This window comes from Pseudomonas sp. PLMAX (assembly GCF_046042685.1).
Lineage (GTDB): Bacteria > Pseudomonadota > Gammaproteobacteria > Pseudomonadales > Pseudomonadaceae > Aquipseudomonas > Aquipseudomonas putida_AE.
Map to the genome: position 1 here is coordinate 6436678 of NZ_CP064949.1, position 18250 is coordinate 6454927.

Annotated in this window: 19 protein-coding genes and 2 pseudogenes; 15 read left to right on the forward strand and 6 right to left on the reverse strand. The window is 57.4% G+C overall.

Annotation, left to right across the window (positions count from 1 at the left end; all coding sequences use genetic code 11):
- Window positions 1-151 precede the first annotated feature (151 nt).
- The 5 genes from DKB71_RS29320 to DKB71_RS29340 all read left to right on the forward strand — a co-directional run bounded on the left by DKB71_RS29320 (window position 152) and on the right by DKB71_RS29340 (window position 5727).
- The gene (locus DKB71_RS29320) at window positions 152-1894 is read left to right on the forward strand and encodes an FAD-dependent oxidoreductase (protein WP_408598998.1); all 1743 of its coding nucleotides are present in this window, start codon (window positions 152-154) and stop codon (window positions 1892-1894) included.
- Entirely contained in the window at window positions 1878-2711 is an 834-nt protein-coding gene (locus DKB71_RS29325; protein WP_408599000.1) for an aldo/keto reductase, read from the forward strand. The genes DKB71_RS29320 and DKB71_RS29325 overlap by 17 nt, the downstream gene beginning before the upstream one ends.
- A gap of 148 nt (window positions 2712-2859) precedes the next feature.
- Window positions 2860-3729 carry a neutral zinc metallopeptidase gene (locus DKB71_RS29330; protein ID WP_408599002.1) on the forward strand — a complete coding sequence of 290 codons (870 nt, stop codon included), beginning with the start codon at window positions 2860-2862 and terminating at the stop codon, window positions 3727-3729.
- A gap of 147 nt (window positions 3730-3876) precedes the next feature.
- On the forward strand, window positions 3877-4770 hold the full coding sequence (locus DKB71_RS29335) for a neutral zinc metallopeptidase (RefSeq protein ID WP_408599004.1): 894 nt from the start codon (window positions 3877-3879) through the stop codon (window positions 4768-4770).
- Complete coding sequence (locus DKB71_RS29340; protein ID WP_408599006.1) at window positions 4771-5727, forward strand: alpha/beta hydrolase; 957 nt, start codon at window positions 4771-4773, stop codon at window positions 5725-5727. It abuts the gene before it with no gap.
- 53 nt (window positions 5728-5780) lie between these two features.
- On the opposite strand, the gene DKB71_RS29345 is transcribed toward DKB71_RS29340, so the two are convergent.
- From DKB71_RS29345 to DKB71_RS29355, 3 genes are all read right to left on the reverse strand, one after another.
- Window positions 5781-6374, reverse strand: a complete 594-nt coding sequence (locus DKB71_RS29345; RefSeq protein WP_274074491.1) for an HAD family hydrolase — start codon at window positions 6372-6374, stop codon at window positions 5781-5783.
- On the reverse strand, window positions 6371-7240 hold the full coding sequence (gene tesB / locus DKB71_RS29350) for an acyl-CoA thioesterase II (RefSeq protein WP_323608320.1): 870 nt from the start codon (window positions 7238-7240) through the stop codon (window positions 6371-6373). The genes DKB71_RS29345 and tesB overlap by 4 nt, the downstream gene beginning before the upstream one ends.
- Window positions 7241-7346: 106 nt before the next feature.
- Window positions 7347-7916 (reverse strand): GNAT family N-acetyltransferase, encoded by a 570-nt coding sequence (locus DKB71_RS29355; RefSeq protein ID WP_408599009.1) that lies wholly within the window; start codon window positions 7914-7916, stop codon window positions 7347-7349.
- A 20-nt stretch (window positions 7917-7936) separates the two neighbouring features.
- Here DKB71_RS29355 and DKB71_RS29360 point away from each other — a divergent pair.
- The 8 genes and pseudogenes from DKB71_RS29360 to DKB71_RS29395 all read left to right on the forward strand — a co-directional run.
- Window positions 7937-8080 (forward strand): annotated as a pseudogene (locus DKB71_RS29360) (histone deacetylase); the annotation flags it as partial.
- 41 nt (window positions 8081-8121) lie between these two features.
- Window positions 8122-9654 (forward strand): recombinase family protein, encoded by a 1533-nt coding sequence (locus DKB71_RS29365; protein ID WP_408599011.1) that lies wholly within the window; start codon window positions 8122-8124, stop codon window positions 9652-9654.
- Window positions 9655-10419: 765 nt separating this feature from the next.
- Entirely contained in the window at window positions 10420-10665 is a 246-nt protein-coding gene (locus tag DKB71_RS29370; RefSeq protein WP_408599013.1) for a hypothetical protein, read from the forward strand.
- Complete coding sequence (locus tag DKB71_RS29375; protein ID WP_408599015.1) at window positions 10662-11174, forward strand: hypothetical protein; 513 nt, start codon at window positions 10662-10664, stop codon at window positions 11172-11174. Before DKB71_RS29370 ends, DKB71_RS29375 begins: the two co-directional genes overlap by 4 nt.
- A 29-nt stretch (window positions 11175-11203) precedes the next feature.
- A complete protein-coding gene (locus tag DKB71_RS29380; RefSeq protein WP_408599017.1) occupies window positions 11204-11743 on the forward strand; it encodes a hypothetical protein in 540 nt (179 codons plus the stop codon).
- A gap of 368 nt (window positions 11744-12111) precedes the next feature.
- A complete protein-coding gene (locus DKB71_RS29385) occupies window positions 12112-12294 on the forward strand; it encodes a hypothetical protein (protein ID WP_408599019.1) in 183 nt (60 codons plus the stop codon).
- Window positions 12257-13774, forward strand: coding sequence for a hypothetical protein (locus tag DKB71_RS29390; RefSeq protein ID WP_408599021.1), 1518 nt, complete (start codon window positions 12257-12259; stop codon window positions 13772-13774). Before DKB71_RS29385 ends, DKB71_RS29390 begins: the two co-directional genes overlap by 38 nt.
- Before the next feature lie 473 nt (window positions 13775-14247).
- Window positions 14248-14955, forward strand: coding sequence for a recombinase family protein (locus tag DKB71_RS29395; protein ID WP_408599023.1), 708 nt, complete (start codon window positions 14248-14250; stop codon window positions 14953-14955).
- 411 nt (window positions 14956-15366) lie between these two features.
- On the opposite strand, the gene DKB71_RS29400 is transcribed toward DKB71_RS29395, so the two are convergent.
- Window positions 15367-15621, reverse strand: coding sequence for a DUF1652 domain-containing protein (locus DKB71_RS29400; RefSeq protein ID WP_408599025.1), 255 nt, complete (start codon window positions 15619-15621; stop codon window positions 15367-15369).
- 244 nt (window positions 15622-15865) lie between these two features.
- Here DKB71_RS29400 and DKB71_RS29405 point away from each other — a divergent pair, with 244 nt between their 5' ends.
- The gene (locus DKB71_RS29405; RefSeq protein WP_408599027.1) at window positions 15866-16084 is read left to right on the forward strand and encodes a hypothetical protein; all 219 of its coding nucleotides are present in this window, start codon (window positions 15866-15868) and stop codon (window positions 16082-16084) included.
- 84 nt (window positions 16085-16168) lie between these two features.
- On the opposite strand, the gene DKB71_RS29410 is transcribed toward DKB71_RS29405, so the two are convergent.
- The gene (locus tag DKB71_RS29410) at window positions 16169-16597 is read right to left on the reverse strand and encodes a response regulator (RefSeq protein ID WP_408599029.1); all 429 of its coding nucleotides are present in this window, start codon (window positions 16595-16597) and stop codon (window positions 16169-16171) included.
- Between the two features lie 130 nt (window positions 16598-16727).
- Window positions 16728-17036: a hypothetical protein gene (locus tag DKB71_RS29415; RefSeq protein WP_408599031.1), complete on the reverse strand. Its 309-nt coding sequence runs from the start codon at window positions 17034-17036 to the stop codon at window positions 16728-16730.
- 132 nt (window positions 17037-17168) lie between these two features.
- Here DKB71_RS29415 and DKB71_RS29420 point away from each other — a divergent pair.
- Window positions 17169-18017: pseudogene (locus tag DKB71_RS29420) on the forward strand (histone deacetylase); the annotation flags it as partial.
- Window positions 18018-18250: the final 233 nt, after the last annotated feature.

Genomic DNA, 18250 nt, shown 5'->3' on the forward strand with positions numbered 1-18250 from the left:
CGATTCTAGAAGACAACCAGAGGAATGCGAAATCTGGAACTGACTGTCCGATAACCGCCCGCTTTCCTCAGCATCGACTTGCCGGCTCTCTGCAGCCCTCATATATTTTCTGGAACCAGATTCCACAATAATAAACAGCGGAGTTCAATCAATGCCTGCCCAACCCCTTCCCGACATCGATTGCGATGTGCTGATCGTCGGCTCCGGTGCGGCCGGACTGGCAACGGCCGTGACGGCGGCATGGCATGGCCTGAAGGTGATAGTGGTGGAAAAAGACCCGGTATTGGGCGGTGCCACCGCCTGGTCCGGCGGCTGGGCCTGGGTACCGTGCAACCCCCTGGCCCGACGAGCCGGTATCGTCGAGGAAGTTGAACTGCCACGCACTTACTTGAAACACGAACTGGGCGACCGGTATGACCCGGCAATGATCGATGCCTTCCTCGAGGCCGCTCCGCGCATGGTGGCGTTCTTCGAACAACACACTTCGTTGCAATTTGCCGACGGCAATGCTATCGCCGACATTCATGGCGACACGCCGGGGGCCGGTACCGGTGGGCGTTCGGTGATCGCCGCGCCCTACGACGCGCGCAACGTCGGCAAGCTGCTCAAGCGCCTGCGCAAAACCATGCGCGAAACAGCCTTCATGGGCATGCCGATCATGGCGGGGGCCGACCTCACCGCGTTTCTCAACCTGACCCGCTCGTTGTCGGCGGCCTGGCACGTTACAAAGCGCTTCACTCGCCATTTGCTCGATCTCGCCGTGCATGGCCGGGCGATGCAGCTGGTCAACGGCGTGGCGCTGGTGGCGCGCCTGGCGAAATCCGCCGACGATCTTGGCGTGTTGCTGTGGGAGTCGGCACCGGTCACCGAGTTGCTGCACGAGAACAATCAGGTAAAGGGCGCGGTCGTTCGCACCGGCAAAGGTTCGATCCGCATCAAGGCACGCAGGGCGGTGGTGCTCGCGGCCGGCGGTTTCGCCAATGACATCGAACGGCGTAAGGCCTTGTTCCCCCGCACACCGACCGGACACGAACACCTGGCACTGCCGCCCCTCGGCGTGTCCGGCGATGGCCTGCGACTGGGCGAGAGCGTCGGCGCCCGGGTCGACACCAACCAGGCATCGCCTGTGGCCTGGGCACCGGTGTCACGCGTGCCCTATCGCGATGGCAGCAGCGGCCACTTCCCACACATCATCGAACGCGGCAAGCCGGGGATCATCGGCGTGCTGAGCAATGGCCAGCGCTTCGTCAACGAAGCCAACGGCTACTACGACTATGTGACGGCCATGGTCGCCAGCGCCCCGCCCGGCGAAGAAGTGGCGTCCTGGCTGATCTGCAGCCATGGCTTCCAGCGACGTTATGGCCTGGGTATTTCCCGGCCGTTTCCGGTACCGCTGTCGTCCTTTATCCGCAGCGGTTATCTGAAAACCGGCAACACCCTGGAAGAATTGGCCCAAGCCTGCGGCATCGACCCGATCGGCTTGTGCACCACCGTGTCGGACTACAACCGGCACGCCCAAAACGGCCAGGACCCACAGTTCGGCCGCGGATCAACGCCCTACAACCGCAAACAGGGCGATGCGCGCCAACAGCCCAACCCCTGCGTCGCACCCATCGAACAAGGTCCGTTCTATGCCGTGAAAGTCGAACCGGGCTGTTTCGGCACCTTTGCCGGACTCAAGGTCAATCAACACGCCCAGGTCCTCGACGACTCGGGGCAGGCCATCAGCGGCCTGTATGCGGCGGGAGCCGACATGGCCAGCATCATGGGCGGCCACTACCCCGCCGGCGGCATCAACCTGGGACCGGCGCTGACATTCGGCTACATCGCCGCACGCCATATCGCCGGCATCAGCGCTTATGAAAAGGAGATCGACCATGCAACACATCGTTAACGCACAGGGCTTGAACATGCCCAAGCTCGGCCTCGGCACCTGGCCAATGCTCGGTGAAGAATGCACCCTGGCCGTGGAACAGGCCCTGGCACTGGGTTATCGCCACATCGATACCGCTGCGGCCTACAACAATGAGGACGCTGTCGGTCAGGCACTGGTGAATAGCCCCACACACCGTGAACAGATCCACGTCACCAGCAAAGTCTGGTGGGACCAGCTGCAACCCGATGCCATGCGCCATTCCATGGACCGCAGCCTCAAGGCTCTGCACAGCGATTACATTGACCTCTTCATGATCCACTGGCCCGGCACCGATTGGGACTTGCCGCGCACGATCGAAACCCTGGTGTCCTTCAAGGAACAGGGGTTGGCGCGCAACATCGGCGTGGCGAATTTCCCGCTGCCCCTGCTGCGCAAAGTGGTCGAGGAACTGGGCGCACCGCTGTCAGCCATTCAGGTGGAATACCACGTGCTGCTCGGACAAAACGCACTGCTGGACTACGCCCGTCAAAATGACCTGGCACTGACAGCTTATTCGCCGCTGGCACGCAACAAGGTCTCGGATGTTCCGGCTATCCAGCAAATTGCTGCCAGACACGGAGTACTGCCGACCCAGGTCGCACTCAAGTGGCTGCTGGATCAACCGAACGTGGCCGCCATCCCCAAGGCCAGCAGCAAGGCCAACCAAATAGCCAACCTGGAAGCGTTCGCAGTCAACCTGGATGATCAGGATCGTGCGCTGATTGCCGGCTTGTCCAAGCGTGAGAGGCAAGTCAGTCCGGACTTTGCGCCCGTGTGGGACGCGTTCGATCGATAACCGCGAAAAGGCCACTTTTGATGTGCGACACCCGTCGCAATGACTGTGGCTTACCAAACCTTACACATTTCACCCACACGCCTTGGCCAGTGCGGTTATTCATAGACCCGGCGCTACACGCCCCACCCATCTATGAGAGACCGCCAACATGCTATGGAACAAGGCAAGACGCAGCAAAAACGTGAACGACACTCGCCAGGGCAAGGATGCCCGCACACTTACAGGGACAACACTGGCTGCCGGACTGGCCGCCGTCGCCCTGGCCGGCGCAGGACTCTATTCGACACTGGACACGCCAGCGGACGTCATTGCGCCCGCGCCCTCGTACACCCTGAACCACCCCCTCCCTCAACCATCGGTCGAGCCTGAAGAAGATCTGCAGCTGATGTTTGTCCAGTCGGTGCTGGGCGATACCGAAGACACCTGGCAACAACTGTTTGCGCAAATGGGCCGAGACTACCCGCTACCCACCTTGACGCTGTTCGAAAACGGCGTGGTCTCCGGCTGTGGTTTCGCCAGCTCCAGCAGTGGCCCGTTCTATTGCCCGAGCAATCAACAGGTGTATCTCGACCTCGGCTTTTTCAACAAACTGGAGCAGCAGTTTGCAGTGGTCGGTGACTTCGCGCGGGCTTATATCATCGCCCACGAAATCGGGCATCACGTGCAGCTTGAACTGGGACTGTCCGAACCTTTCGAAAAAGCCTTGCTCGAACAACAACCGGTCAGCGGCGATGGCGGACTGGAGGTCCGTGCGGAGTTGCAGGCCGATTGCCTTGCCGGAGTCTGGGCGCACCATGCGCAACAGCGCCTGGACTGGATGGAGCCGGGTGATATCGAAGCCGCCCTGCATGCCGCGGCAGTGTTCGGTGACGACCAACTGCAAGCTTCGCGAAATGCCAAGGTTCGACCGGAGACATTCAGCCACGGTACTTCCCGCCAGCGCGTGAACTGGTTCAAGACAGGATTTGCCTCGGGCCTGCCAGAGACCTGTGACACCTTTACTGCCGATGCCCTGTGATCCTGCCCGTCCATGAAACCTCTGATGTCACCGCGTGGATAGAACCGCCGTCGCTCCCGGCTGTCTGACGACCGGACTGGCGCCGCGTCTGGTCTGCAGCAACACTCATCCCACGGTTCTTTACCCGCAACATCAGAGGATTCCCACATGCTATGGAAAAAAGGCCGACGCAGCGACAACGTGGTCGATGCCCGTGGCGATGATGTCGGCGGCGGAGGCGGCGGGATGCGTTTTGGTGGCGGCAAGGGCCTGAGCCTGACGGCGATCCTGCTGATCGTCGGCATCGGCTGGATCACCGGCCAGGACCCGCTGCAGATCCTCGGACAATTGACCGGGCAGATGAGTGAACAATCGGCGCCGACCACGTCACAGACGCGCAAGGCGCCACCGGCCAATGACGAAGGGGCCGAGTTCGTCCGCTCGATCCTCGGTGATACCGAGGATACCTGGCGGCAGATTTTCCAGCAGGCGGACCGGCAGTACAAGGACCCGACCCTGGTGCTGTTCAGCAACCGGGTCAATTCGGCCTGCGGGTTGGCAACCTCGGCGACCGGCCCCTTCTATTGCCCCGCAGACCAGAAGGTCTATCTGGACATGGGCTTCTTCCAGGAGATGTCCCAACGCTTTGCGGCCGCGGGCGATTTCGCCCAGGCCTACGTGATCGCTCACGAAGTCGGACACCATGTTCAAACCTTGCTCGGCGTTTCGGCGAAGATGCAGGTCGCCCGCCAGCAAGGCCGGCAGATGGAAGGCGATAGCGGCTTGCTGGTGCGCCAGGAGCTGCAAGCGGACTGCCTGGCCGGGGTCTGGGCCAACAACGCGCAGAAGCGCCTGAACTGGCTGGAGCCGGGCGATATAGAAGAAGCATTGAACGCGGCGAACGCCATTGGCGACGATCGCTTGCAACAACAGGGTCAGGGCCGCGTGGTGCCGGACTCGTTTACCCATGGTACGTCAGCGCAACGGGTGCGCTGGTTCAAAACCGGATTCGCCCAGGGCCAGGTTGGCCAGTGCGATACCTTTGCGGCGAAAAATCTGTAGATGAAGAAGTGGTGGTTAGTCGTACTGTTCACATGCGCAACGTCCCAGGCCGCCGAGCACGCGGTCAAGGAACTCAGCCCCGGGCGCCTGCTGTTGAAATCCGGTGAAATCGCGGTGGGCATCAGCCGTGCCCCGGCAAAAATCGAGCGGGTATTGATCATCGTCCATGGTCGCTTGCGCAATGCGCAAACCTATCTGCAGAGTGGCACGCGCGCGGCCGAACTGGCCGGGCAAAGCGCTACGACCCTGGTGATCGCCCCACAGTTTCTCAATGAAACCGACGTTGCGCAGCATCCAGTGGCGGACACCGTCCTGCGCTGGCAGGGCAATGAGTGGATGGCTGGCGGTGAATCCACCGCACCCTTTCGCCTGAGTTCCTACGACGCGCTGGACGAAATAATCGCTCGCCTGGGTGATCGTCAGCAGTTTCCGGATTTGAAGCACATCTTCATTGCCGGTCACTCGGGAGGCGCTCAGGTGGTTCAGCGCTACGCCCTGCTGGGTCACGACAAGTCGGCCCTGGAAGCCGCCGGTGTGCAGCTGCGCTATGTCGTCGCCAACCCCTCTTCCTACACCTATTTCGATGAGCGTCGGCCAGTGGCCTTCAATCATGCAGGCTGTCCGCAATTCAACCGCTGGAAGTACGGGCTGACGGATATGCCTGCCTACGCAGAAGGACAAACTGCCGCCCTGCTGCAGGAAAAGTACCTCAAGCGCAACATCGTTTATCTGCTGGGGCAGCAGGACGTCGATCCCAATCATCCAGCCTTGGACAAAAGCTGTGAGGCAAAGGCCCAGGGTCCGAATCGATTGGCCCGCGGGCGCTACTACTTCAATTATCTGAAGCGCCTGCAACCCCAGGGGTTGCAACAGCAACTGATTGAAGTGCCCGGGGTCGGGCATAACGGGGACGGAATGTTTACATCACCGCAAGGACAACAGGCGTTGTTCCCGTAACCGAAATTCCCCTGTAGAGCTGCCGCAGGCTGCGATCTTTTGCTCTCAACAAATCAAGCCAAGAGCATCTGCCGCAAGGCGACACAATCCGCCGCATGCCAATCGGTCAGCTCAGGCCACGGATTATCCGGCAGGTTGACCAACACCGTCCGCGCTCCTGCCGCGCGACCGCAATCAAGGTCAAACCGGTAATCACCGACCATCACCATCTCGCTGGCCGACACCTTCCAGGCTTCGGCCAGCTTCAGCAATCCACCAGGATGGGGCTTGGGTGGCGCTTCATCGCGACCCAGCACATCCTCCACGGCGAAGCAGTCAGCCAGGCCGATAGCCTCCAGCGTGACATGCGCGAGTTCGCGAGCATTGCGCGTGAGGATCCCCAGGCGATACCCGCGGCCAGCCAATTCACGCACCAGCTCCACCGCCCCCGGTGCCGGTTTCGAGCCCAGCGCCAGATCGCGTTCGTGCTCGAGCAGCCAGGCGTGTTTGGCGCTGGCTTCTTCGGCGGGCAGTGCCGCCAGATGCGTGAGGATGTCGTCTTCAGGCGGGATCGCCAACGCTACGCGAATCGCCGCGAAATCATGCACCGCCACCGTCAGGGTGCCGTCCATGTCGAACACCCAGTGGCGCACCTCGGCCAGGCTCATGCCCAATCCTTGCGATGGCGAATCAGGCCTTCCTGAGTGACCGAGGCCACCAGTTGCCCGGCGCGGTTGAACACGCTGCCACGGGTGAAGCCGCGGGAATTGCCGGCCCACGGGCTGTCCATCGCATACAGCAACCAGTCATCGGCGCGCAGGTCGGCGTGGAACCACAGCGCGTGATCGAGGCTGGCAACCTGCATGTCCTTGTGCCAGACCGATTTGCCGTGGGGCAGCATCGAGGTGGTCAGTAGACCGAAGTCCGAAGCGTAGGCCAGCAGATACTTGTGCAAGGCCGGGGAGTCGGCCATGGCGCCGTCGGCGCGAAACCAGACGTATTTGACCGGATCGCTGGCTTTCGGGTTGTAGGGATCTTCCTCGGTGACGGGCCGGAATTCGATCGGTTTCGGGCACAGCAATTTTTCACGCATGTGCTCGGGAATCAGGTGAGCGCGCTGCTGGGTCAGTTCCAGTTCCGATGGCAGGTTTTCCGGCCCGACCACTTGCGGCATTTCGGTCTGGTGCTGGAACCCTTCTTCGTCGTACTGGAACGAGGCGCTGCAGGTGAAGATCGGCTGGCCCTTCTGGATCGCCGTCACCCGCCGCGTGCTGAAACTGCCGCCGTCGCGCACCCGGTCAACGGAATACACCACCGGCAACTTGGCATCGCCCGGACGCAGGAAATAGCCATGCATCGAATGCACATGACGCGCCTCTTCAACGGTCTGGCTGGCCGCCGACAGCGACTGACCGAGCACCTGGCCGCCGAACAGCTGACGAAAGCCCAGGTCCTGGCTGCGGCCACGGAACAGGTTTTCTTCGATCGGTTCCAGGCTCAGCAGGTCGACCAGATCATCCAACACTTGGCTCATTCAGACTCTCCTCACACAACGCAATGCCGCGCAGTCCTGGCTGCGTCGGTCGATTCAATTTCTGGCCGGTGCCAACATGGGGGCCATTGTAAACGTCCGTGGCAGGTTATCCATGCAAGGTTTGCAGCCATTGTTCACGACTGATTCGGTACAGCACGTGGCGACGCAGGGGATGATCGAGGGCCAGCCTGGGATGATCGAAGTCATCGGCCGGATCGTGATGCATGCCGATCGCCTGCATGACTTTCTGCGACGGCAGGTTGCTGACCGCGGTAAAGGACACGACTTCGTTCAACACCAGGCGATCAAAGCCGCAGCGCAGAGCGGTCCATGCCGCTTCGCTGGCATACCCCAGGCCCCAGTGCTCGCGCGCCAGGCGCCAGCCGATTTCAACGGCGGGAGTGAAAGGCGCGTCGAAACCGATCACGCCCAGACCGGTAAAACCGATGAACTGTCCGGTGTCCTTGCGCTCCAGCGCCCAGGGGCCAAAGCCATGCTCGGCAAAGTGCTCGCGAACCCTGTCAATCATCGATGCACTTTCAGATCGGCTCAAGGGCGCCGGAAAATAACGCATGACTTGTGGATCGGCGCACATCGCGGCAAATTCCGCCAAGTCGCCATCATGCCACTGCCGCAACAGCAATCGCGCGCTCGCCAGTTCCAGTATCGGCTCCATCGTCCCCCTCCCCCAATTCCATGCTGCCAGTCTACAACGCTGGTAGGATCCTTCACTCATTCCGAAACGAAATCATCATGCCGCTGCCGCTGATCTACCACGAAGACTACAGTCCCGAGTTCCCGGCGGATCACCGCTTCCCCATGGACAAGTTTCGCCTGCTAAACTTTAGGATATGCAGTGATACATTCTCAGGTGAGCACTCATGCCAGTAGCAGTCCCGTATATACGATTTTCCAGCGAGCAGCAGAGGCACGGAAGCAGTCTAGAGCGCCAAGAAGCTTTGGTGGAGAAGTGGCTGGCTCATAACCCCGACTACACAAGGTTCGAGCAGAGGTTTGAAGACCTTGGCCTGAGCGGCTTTCACGGCGACTTTGTTACGCAAGGCGCGATGGGGCGTTTACTTTTCGCTATCGAAGAGGGGCACATCCCTGCTGACTCCGTGGTACTGGTTGAGGCGATGGACAGGTTTAGCCGACTAGAGCCGATGCAGACGCTGAAGAATCTTGAGAGCATCGTTAAGACCGGAATCCAGTTGGTGACCTTGGAAGACGGTCAGCGATATGACGCACAGAGCCTAAAGAACCAAAGCCTAATGTATCTGGCGATGAAAGCTCAGGTCGCACACGAGTTCTCACAGCGCCTGTCGAACTTTGCCACTGGCTCTTATGTGGACAGAGCGAAGGAAGCCAAGAGAGGCGGCACGATTAAACGCCGCAACCCCTTTTGGCTCACCAGCGAAGGCAAGCTCAGGGATGGCGATTCTGTGCAAGTGATCCGGCAAGCGTTCCTATCTTTCGCCAACGGTGTCCCGCTCCGCCTCATTGCCAACCGCCACCCCGAACACTTCAAAAATCGCCAGAGCTTGAAGCACGCCCTAAAGAACATTGCAGCTATCGGCCACTGGCAACGCACCAAGACTGTTCGGAAGGATGGGAAGAGCCATCAGGAGCCCGGTGAACTGATTAGGGACGTGTTTGATGCTGCGGTGACAGAGAAACTGTTTTATCAGGTGCAGAAGCTGCTAGCAGACCTGGCTGAGCAGTCACCAACGATTGCACGGAAATTCTCAATGGCTGGCCTGCTCCAGTGTGGCGAGTGTGGCGCCAACATGGTATTGCTCCGTAATACTGCCAGACAGCAGACCGATGTCGTTCGTTGTTATCGCCGGATGCAGAGCAGTGCCAATTGTACGAACCAGAAGACAATCCCGGTGCCGGTGGTCTATTGGTTTTACGTGGAGACGCGGAAACCGCACGCCCTCCGTGCCTATTTGCGAACCCAGCTACCAGAGGCCCAGCGTCTACGGATCAAGCTTGAAGGCCGGATAGACCAGTTGAGGCAGCAGCAGGCCCGATTACGGGTACTTGTGCAGATGGATACCAGCGATGCAGACGCAGCAGCGGATTACCAAAAGCTCGTGGATGACAGGAAGCAGCTAGAGCAGGAACTGGCATCCATTCCCGCCACTACCGTCGCCGGGACTGAAGAGTCACCGGCAGGCGTGGGTTTCTATCGCTTCATGTACGGTGACAGATTCGCTATCAGCAACCTGCTACAACTGGATGGCTACCGGATCATTTGCCACAGAGATGGGACACTTGCGGTCAATAGTTCCGGCGACGACAGCCCGGCAGCGACTGTTCAGTACATTGGCTATGCACGGAAGGTCAAGCGGTGGACTATTGAGCATCCCGATGGCGACATTATCTCCGTGGACAGTAGAGGCAGTCAGTAGTAGCGCGTCCCTGTGTAAAATGTGGGGGGTTATACCCCTGCTTGACGGTCAGATTTTACACAGGGGTGCACTCCCGTAACGACCGCTGCAAAAGAAAATAAAAATAAGTGTTGTGTTTATGAATGAATTATGCTTGACAAATCTCTAGGGTGTGCTATACTATCCGCTCTCAGTTGGAAGACCTACTTCCACTGCCCTCGCAATACCCGAACCAACTTCCCCTCTGCTCTGATGTAGTTAACCTCGTCCTGCTTAACTGCATTGGCCTACGACTTGTTTGCTGATCCAAGTGCAGAAGATCGGCGTCAATTTCCTTTGGGTTGTTGCCTTTGTGGCACTTGGGTAGGCATTCCCGAGTGTTATCACTGCCAGTCCTCGTCCGTCGGATGCAACAAAGACGGTCACTAATTCAACATCCTGAATTGCAGGAAGTTAAAATGCACCCCTAGTGCAACTCTGCACCCGCAATACGCACCCGCAATACACAAGCCCGTAACCTCGCTCTGAGAACGGGCTTTTTCATATCCCTAGATAATCCATATACATACAGGAGGAATTAACGATGGCACAACGGCCACTCCGCAAGCACAAATGCGAGGCTTGCACTCGCAACTTCTACAGCCGCAGTCCTCTCTCAAGGTTCTGCTCCGTACACTGTCAAGTGAAGACATGGCGCCAAGCCAATAAGTCAACACAAGCAGAGCTTGAACAGCAGTTCAATGAACAAGAAGCCAACAAACAAACCACCAAGCAGGAAGTAGCACAATGAAGTTATACCACGAAGTTAACCCATCCACTGACCAGATTACCCAGCTCACTAGTGGAGCAATCGATCCTGAAAACTATTGCTATGTGATCGAACAAGCAGACGACTGGATGTTCTTGCATAGTTGGCGGAAGGCCTGGCCGAACATTCAGCCGCTACTCTCCGACTTGAAAGTGTTCCGCCGGTACATTAATGCTGAACGCCGCTTCAAGGCAATTTGTGATCGAGCGGAGTTGCAGCAATGACAGGCGCTCTATATCTGGAAGTAGATAGAAGTAATGGAGCGATCCTCTCTTATAGTAATGAACAACTAAAGTCTTCAACTTCAGACTTCATCGAAACCACAGAAGCAGAGTTGAACTACCTTAACCATCTTGAAGACAATGTGTTTCCGGCAGGCACGATAGCCACTCTTTCAGACTTACAAGCCTACCGATCCAAGGTGAAGGCGTTTGCTCAAGGTGAAGCTAAGGCTGCTCAGCTAAAAGCCACGCGTGCTCAATTGACGATCCAGCGGGCCAAATTTAAGGCACAACTTGGTGCCATCCAAGCCAAGAAGGACGCCCTCCTGAAGGCAGGAGCCGCCTTGAACGGCGTAACCGTTGCTGAGTATGAGGCGGAGTGCATCGCCCAGTACGCAGCCTCTCAGGCACACACAGACGCCCCTCTAATGAAGTCCGGCAAGACTCGTGCTGAAACCGCAAAGATACTGCGACAAATGCAAGCCAAATCCAAACGCCACCATAGCAATTAACAACTAACATAATCCATAAGGAATAAAATATGACAACTAATAAATACGAATACGGCTCTAAAGTAGTAGAGTTCTTCAAGCATTCCGATGAAGAGCTGCAAAAGATTGTTGCCCGTAAAACACTGCGGTACTATTCCCAATCAGAGAGTATTTGGGATGAAGAACTCGGAGCCAGCGTTAAGTTCGTTTCCCATAAGCCTCTCGCTCAGGCGCTGACTGATCTGGAAGAAATGACTTTGCTGGGCTACAAAGTGCAGATAGCGGATTACAATCCTTTGCTCTTGAAGTGCACTCTTCGCAAGCCAGATGAAATGATTGCAGCAGAACTTCCTAAGCTGACCGAGATGGCGAAGGCAGAATATGACGAACTGCGGTACGCATCCAACGTAGCAGAGACACAGCGCCAAATGGAGTTCACCATTGCACGTAGAGCCCGTGAACAGGCCGAAGCTAAAGCGGCAGCCGAAGCCAAGCATAAGGCCGATGAGGAAGCGTTTGCACTTGCTGACTTGCTCAAGGCTTACACGCCAAAGCCTAAGGCTAAAGCGAAACAGGAGGTCGCGGCATGAGGACACACAGCTAGTTGGAGTGAAGACCCTGGGCTTTTCAATCCCTGCCGAGCAGTTCCGGGATATGAACTTCTACGCGAGTCAGCACGGGATGTCAGTTCGTAACTTCATGGCTCACATTGTCGAGCAGTACCTTGATTCAATGAAAGCAACACCCGCCAAGTAACTTCTGTATACTGCCCGCCTTCCCCTGACACCACTCAGCCGATAATCAAACGATTAACGTCGGTATCGTGCTGTCTGGCGAAAGGCGTTTGGGGGCACGAGGTAGGCTGGGGAATGTCACAACTTCTGGCTGTAGCGCCCGGTCTAGAGCCTTCCAGCCGAATTACGTTTTGCACAAATCACTTTTTCAGGAGTAACAACCCATGAGGATTTCCCTCAACGATTCATCCACAGAGCGGCTGCTGGCCTTCATGGCCGAACGCAATATCACCAATCCAACACATGGCCTGAACGTGCTCATCACGGAGGCCGCACAAATAAACCTGATCCCAAGAAGCGTGGACAAAGATGGCAACAACACCCGTAACCACAAACAAGCAGCCTGAGTTCGCCTGCACCGCAATTGATTGCGGAAAACTGTTCAACCGTAGACCCGGTGGCCGCACCACTTGCAGCGACCGTTGCAGGCAAGCAGTACAGCGTCAGCAGAAGGCACCCAAGGTCACAGCCAGAGATGCGAAGATTGCTCGCCGCAAAGCGCGACTTCTAGAGAATCCCTTCGGCTACTGGTTCATTGAACAGGCTGAGAGAGCAGGCACCGCCCAGACTTATCAGGGCATCGATGCTGCTGGTCTGCATCAACTGTTGGATCTACACAACTACCGTAAGAAGCGGTACGGCTGGGTCGAGAAAGGCCACGGCAAAGACTCATATCACCTGTGCCACGTACAGGGCCTCAAGGGGCGTGATGGCTCCACTGGCCTGACAACTCCACTGAACTTGTTCGCTGGCCTCGACTACCTGAACCAGCAGCACGGTGACAAACCCGTTAACTCCTGGGCCGGACAATCATTGCCAAAGTCTGCACGGAAGCGGAAGTGGAACATCACTCCCGGCATGACATTAGATGAGCGGCTACAGAAGCTTGCCGACTTCCTTGGTGATGAACTGGACACCTTCCTCGATGAACTGGACGAGATGCCCCAGCGGACTGCACGACTACGGTTGGCCCGGTCGATTCACAAACGGCAGGGTGACGCACTATACGAGCCGCTAGACCGTCGCTATACCTTGGCCGACCTTGGTTCATTGAAGATGGAGCAGTTGCAGGCACTGGCTGACACCCAAGAAGGCCGGGAGCAGAGCAAAGACTTCCTCTTCCGCAAGTGTTCACCAGATTCAATGTTGGGCGTGATGCACGATGAGTTGAAGCGGTTCTCTGCGGATCTACCGGAAGGCAAGCACAGGGATAACTGTCGGTTCATGTTGTCGCTGGTGCGACTGCTGGGCATCTACCTTGCTCAGATCGGCAATGCCGAAGGTAAGGCCCGCAACCGTTTCCTCTCGCTGGCGAACGCAACGTGGACACCACTACAGTACAGCCACCCGGTTAACCCGTGGAAGACACCTGCCAGCCTTCTAGAGGCTGACCGGGCGTCATTGGTTAAGGCGATCACAGAGGCAGCCTACAACGCACTACAAGGCCTGAACATCGACGGGGAAGTACTAGCGGCACAACTTGGAGAACGCCTACATCTGCAATCATTGGTGCCGGTGGTGATGGTGCCGAACGAGGTAAGTTGGGAGGCCAGCGGGGCAGACTGGATTCCCTATATCGACAACCTGTACGGCTCGTTCGAGAGTACGTGGCAGGCGCTGCTAGACACTGGCATCTGCACTGAGTCGCAAGTCTTCGCCGCTCAGGATGGCGTCCTGTGGAGCTTGCAGGCAGCTATCGAGCAGGGGCGTGAGCAGTACATGAATCAACGCTGCTTCACGCACTACAATGTGCCATTCCAGCGTTACCCGAAGCATCTGGAATTCCCACCAGTAGCGCCAGAGGAGCCGTACCCGCTAGCAGCATGAGGAGCCCTCGGAAGTGAGGCCTCCTCCCAGGCATGTCCCTCACAGGGTGGACCGCTCAAAACTGAGCACTCCTCAAATAACTAATGCATAACTAATCCCGCAACCAATCCCACGCATCACTCAATCCCTCCTCTCTGATTACCCTCACACCCATCACCCTCGCCAAGTGCCCTATTTACGGGGCGATGTCGCTACAGGGCTCAAGCCAAATCCTTTTCGTGCAAACTTTTCACTCGAACCAACTTTGGTTTGAGCTCTCTCGCAGTAAATGTGAGCAAACCGCTCAGGAAAGGATGAGCTACTTTTGGATCATCCTCCCAGCCGCCAAGGGTGCACACATTCTGCGTACCCAGCCGCCACCACCAATAATCCCACCCTGTCAAGCAGCTCATTTTTATGGCATTACAACTGTTGAACGTTCGTTGTAACAGTTGTAAAATGAATTCATCAGCCAAGTTTACGGAGTCACCAGCATGGAAGTTGTCGCCTACTACCGAGTATCTACCAAGGGTCAAGGTGAGTCCGGTCTGGGTCTTGAGGCTCAGCAGGAATACATCAGGCTCGCTGCCAAGCAGCATGGATGGAAGGTGGTGGCTGAGTATAAGGATGTAGGCGTCTCTGGCTCTATGCACCCTCTAGAGCGCCCAGCAGGCGCCAAGGCCTTTGCTGATGGTCGGCCTGTAGTCGTAGCCAAGCTGGACCGCCTGAGCAGGGATGTTGAACACATCGCTGGCCTGATGAAGCGGAACAACTTCAAGGTAGCAACCATGCCCACCGCCTCTACGGTAGAGCTGCACATCTATGCAGTACTTGCTGAGCAGGAGCGAACCTTCATCAGCGAGCGTACCAAGGCTGCATTGGAGTCTCTGCAAGCACGTGCAGACGGTGGTGATATCGACGCCGTACACAGCATCGCCAACCGTGAGGACAAGTTGCGGAAAGGCCGTAGCAAGCTCAACCGTGCCAAAGGTCACTACACCCAGCGCCAGCAAGCAGATGAACGTGCAGCCTTGGTAAAGGACGCCATCAGGTTGTGCATCCTCGAAGGCGCCACCAGTCTTCAAGCTGTAGCCGATTGCCTCATTGCTCGTGACATCCCAACTGCCCGAGGCGGCCAATGGTCACCCACTGCTGCAATGCGCGTGATGAAGCGGTTAGGCTTGGAGCTGAACAAGGGGTGATCCTCTCTGCAAGCTCCTGTAACGCCGTATAGGCCACTCTAATGCAGCGGCCTGAGGCCCCGCAGATATTCGAAACGGAGCTTTGCGTGGCGCCGTAGCTCGCCCCAGTGCCATCAAGCGCCGACCTCCATAGTGCCGAGTTTCAGCAATTCTCCAGACACCCCTCTGGATTTTCCCGCGCCATTTACGACCCGTATATTCCAGAAGGGCGATATGTTTTATAGAAAATTCAGGGCTTCTGGCCTTCTGGAAAAAATTCAGCACTTGCAGCAACCCCCCTCTGATATTCCTGCCCGATTCCGCAGATGATATTCAGCCAGGAGCAAGTGTCGATTCTAAAATTTTGGGTATCTGTGGATTGGGAAAGTGCCTCCCTGTGTTGGTAACATCAGGCAGACATCGCTCGGATCACTATCTCGCAAGCACCATAGTGCCCGTCGCTTGGTGTGCCACCATTTCAGAGCGAAGCTCCCCGATCAATTTCGCAATGGCACGGCTGGACGTAAGATCGTTCGTTTTGACCCCAGTAACCAGCAGATCGACCCGACCAGAGATCGAATCGAACACCTTGATCATCAATGATCCGTCCGGATTGACTGAGCAGGTGCAAGAGAGAGGCTGGAACCCACATTCGATAATGTGGCGAAGCTCAAGCGTAGAGATCATTACTCGCGTCCAATAGGGTCAGGTGAATGAGATTTAGCCTTATAAGAATAGCTACTGATCTTCAGTGTGGCGGGCAGGAATCGCATGTCTCTGCATTTCTTTCCCGTGGTCACTACGGGTCACTCACTGCCGGTCATGATCAGGAAGCGTGCTGCTCAAATCCGGTCCAATGCAATTACCCAGCAGAACCAGCCAGCGGCAGGTTGAACTAGGATTCCCGCATCACCACTCAAGGACGATATCCATGTCAAATGACCAAGCAGCTAAGATCGCTACGGCGGACGCTTTGACTTTGCTCCTGCACAACCAGCACGCGATTTGTGCGGCCATTGAAGAGGTGACGAAGTGGCTGGCTGAGAATGGAGTGGGGGGTGTGGCCGCTAACGCTGTAGTAGCAATGGAAGCGTTGGATTCGAACGCACAAGCGATCACAGACGCCATCATGAGGCTTCGGCAGTCGTAGGTGAAGAGTGCCCCAGCCTCTGAATGCTTCGGGGTCGCAGTGGACTATTCTCGCGGCTGGGGCCTTGGGCCTGTAGAAAGTGGTTCACTGCCTAGGAGTATCCACGGATGTCTCTGTGGGCGGAACCCCGGGTTGAAGCAGATTAGCCACTGCCATCACCAGTTCTTCCAGCGACCAAGGCTTTGCAAGGAAGTGAGCAGCAGGGGGTAGCCCAATGAAGGTGTCAGTCCAGCCGCTTGTAATGATTACCGGTGTCTCGGGCCATCTGCCACGGGCAAGCTCCGCCAGTTCAGCGCCTTGAACCTGCCCTGGAAGGCCATGGTCAGCGATGATGAGTGCACATCGGGTATCCGATGTGAGCATATGGATTAGCGCATCATCAGCAGTCGAGAATGCAACACACTCGGCACCCACCTCGCTCAAGATTTCTCTAGTGAGTTCCCGCAACAGGGGCTCATCTTCGACGATTACGATTTCGCCGTTGATGGGTAGCAGCCGAAAATTCACATCCATGCTGTGTGGTCCTGAGTCAGCTCTTCAGACTTCAGTTTTACACCTTCGACGTACCGGGTCCACGATTTGCTTCGGTGTGATTTCATCCGCAACTGGCTGGCCGCCACGACGTCATATAATCGCCCTGGAGCTAAGTCTCACCTTTAGTGTGGTCCCCATATTGGTAGCTCATCCGCGCCGTTTCCCGCTCGCTCTCTCGCCGGTACACGTCACTCAGTGTCCATCGCACCCTCTCATGCTCAACCTTCAATGCAGCAAGCTCGGTCGAGCTATCCCGGTACATGACAATCAACCGGGCGATGTTCTGGTGAGCCTTCCGTAAGTCGAGGCGCGTAGTTTCCAGCTCCGCACACAGCAAGGTGCACTGGTGCCTCAGCATCTCGGTGTAGGAGGGCATGCCCAGTTCAAAACCGCTGTCATCGATCAAATCGTCTTCCATCACGCACGCACCATATACTGTATATGCGAACAGTATATGGGCGAGAGATGATGTTCAATTCGTTGGTGATGGATGGCGAGCAAGATGCTGCCTGCCGAATAAATCTCCTCAATAGTTTCACTGCACAGGTTGAAATTCAGCCTGCTGCGCGATCACTTGGTGGACAGCGGCCTGACTCGCGACGCCGACCTGCTGCGCCCACAGTTGTGCCCGCCGCAGATTCTCGCGCTCGCCCATGACCCTTCGTATATCGAGCGCTACATGAGTGGTGATTTGTCCCGTGAAGACCAGCGACGCCTCGGCCTGCCCTGGAGCGAACCCTTGGCCCGGCGTACGGTGCGGGCGGTCGGCGGTTCGCTGCTGGCGGCGGAACAGGCGCTGGAGCATGGCCTGGCCTGCCACCTGGCGGGCGGCACGCACCATGCGCATTACGATTTCCCCGCCGGTTTCTGCATCTTCAACGACCTGGCGGTGATCAGCCGTTTCCTGCTGGAGAGTGGTCGGGTGAATCGGGTGCTGATCTTCGACTGCGATGTGCATCAGGGCGACGGGACTGCACGTATCCTGCACAACACGCCGGAAGCGGTGACCGTTTCCCTGCACTGCGAGAAGAACTTTCCTGCACGCAAAGCCGAAAGTGACTGGGACATCCCGCTCCCCAACGGCATGGGCGATGCCGATTACCTGAAGGTGGTGGACGATGCGCTCAACTACCTCTTGCCCCTCTATCAGCCGGACCTGGTGCTGTACGACGCCGGTGTCGATGTGCACAAGGACGACGCGCTCGGTTACCTGAAGCTGACAGACGAAGGCGTCGCCGCCCGCGATGAAGCCGTCATGCGCCATTGCCTGGGTCGGGACATTCCCGTTGTCGGCGTGATTGGCGGCGGCTACAGCAAGGACCGCCGGGCCCTCGCCCGCCGTCACGGCATCCTCCATCACAGCGCCCAACGGGTCTGGGAGTCATCAGGCTGTCACTGAGTTGTGGATGCTTTACCCACAATGCCTGTGGAACTGCCTGTGGATAACCTGAGTGAAAGGGACTGCAGCCCATGCCACCTGCAGGCTACAGAGAAGTGATTATTTTTTAACCAGCCACTGAATAGACCTCTGAACCCTGTAGGAGCGAGCTTGCTCGCGATGGACTCAAGGGCACCGCATAAATTCAGGATGAGCGCGTCATCGTTAACGTCCATCGCGAGCAAGCTCGCTCC

Bases quoted from the DNA above. Each gene is read 5' to 3' on its own strand.
- DKB71_RS29400 (WP_408599025.1), bottom strand. From the start codon at position 15,621: ATGATCTCTACGCTTGAGCTTCGCCACATTATCGAATGTGGGTTCCAG.
- DKB71_RS29395 (WP_408599023.1), top strand. From the start codon at position 14,248: ATGGAAGTTGTCGCCTACTACCGAGTATCTACCAAGGGTCAAGGTGAG.
- DKB71_RS29325 (WP_408599000.1), top strand. From the start codon at position 1,878: ATGCAACACATCGTTAACGCACAGGGCTTGAACATGCCCAAGCTCGGC.
- DKB71_RS29390 (WP_408599021.1), top strand. From the start codon at position 12,257: ATGGCAACAACACCCGTAACCACAAACAAGCAGCCTGAGTTCGCCTGC.
- DKB71_RS29385 (WP_408599019.1), top strand. From the start codon at position 12,112: ATGAGGATTTCCCTCAACGATTCATCCACAGAGCGGCTGCTGGCCTTC.
- DKB71_RS29330 (WP_408599002.1), top strand. From the start codon at position 2,860: ATGCTATGGAACAAGGCAAGACGCAGCAAAAACGTGAACGACACTCGC.
- DKB71_RS29365 (WP_408599011.1), top strand. From the start codon at position 8,122: ATGCCAGTAGCAGTCCCGTATATACGATTTTCCAGCGAGCAGCAGAGG.
- DKB71_RS29320 (WP_408598998.1), top strand. From the start codon at position 152: ATGCCTGCCCAACCCCTTCCCGACATCGATTGCGATGTGCTGATCGTC.
- DKB71_RS29415 (WP_408599031.1), bottom strand. From the start codon at position 17,036: ATGGAAGACGATTTGATCGATGACAGCGGTTTTGAACTGGGCATGCCC.
- DKB71_RS29355 (WP_408599009.1), bottom strand. From the start codon at position 7,916: ATGGAGCCGATACTGGAACTGGCGAGCGCGCGATTGCTGTTGCGGCAG.
- tesB (WP_323608320.1), bottom strand. From the start codon at position 7,240: ATGAGCCAAGTGTTGGATGATCTGGTCGACCTGCTGAGCCTGGAACCG.
- DKB71_RS29370 (WP_408599013.1), top strand. From the start codon at position 10,420: ATGAAGTTATACCACGAAGTTAACCCATCCACTGACCAGATTACCCAG.
- DKB71_RS29345 (WP_274074491.1), bottom strand. From the start codon at position 6,374: ATGAGCCTGGCCGAGGTGCGCCACTGGGTGTTCGACATGGACGGCACC.
- DKB71_RS29380 (WP_408599017.1), top strand. From the start codon at position 11,204: ATGACAACTAATAAATACGAATACGGCTCTAAAGTAGTAGAGTTCTTC.
- DKB71_RS29375 (WP_408599015.1), top strand. From the start codon at position 10,662: ATGACAGGCGCTCTATATCTGGAAGTAGATAGAAGTAATGGAGCGATC.
- DKB71_RS29335 (WP_408599004.1), top strand. From the start codon at position 3,877: ATGCTATGGAAAAAAGGCCGACGCAGCGACAACGTGGTCGATGCCCGT.
- DKB71_RS29405 (WP_408599027.1), top strand. From the start codon at position 15,866: ATGTCAAATGACCAAGCAGCTAAGATCGCTACGGCGGACGCTTTGACT.
- DKB71_RS29340 (WP_408599006.1), top strand. From the start codon at position 4,771: ATGAAGAAGTGGTGGTTAGTCGTACTGTTCACATGCGCAACGTCCCAG.
- DKB71_RS29410 (WP_408599029.1), bottom strand. From the start codon at position 16,597: ATGGATGTGAATTTTCGGCTGCTACCCATCAACGGCGAAATCGTAATC.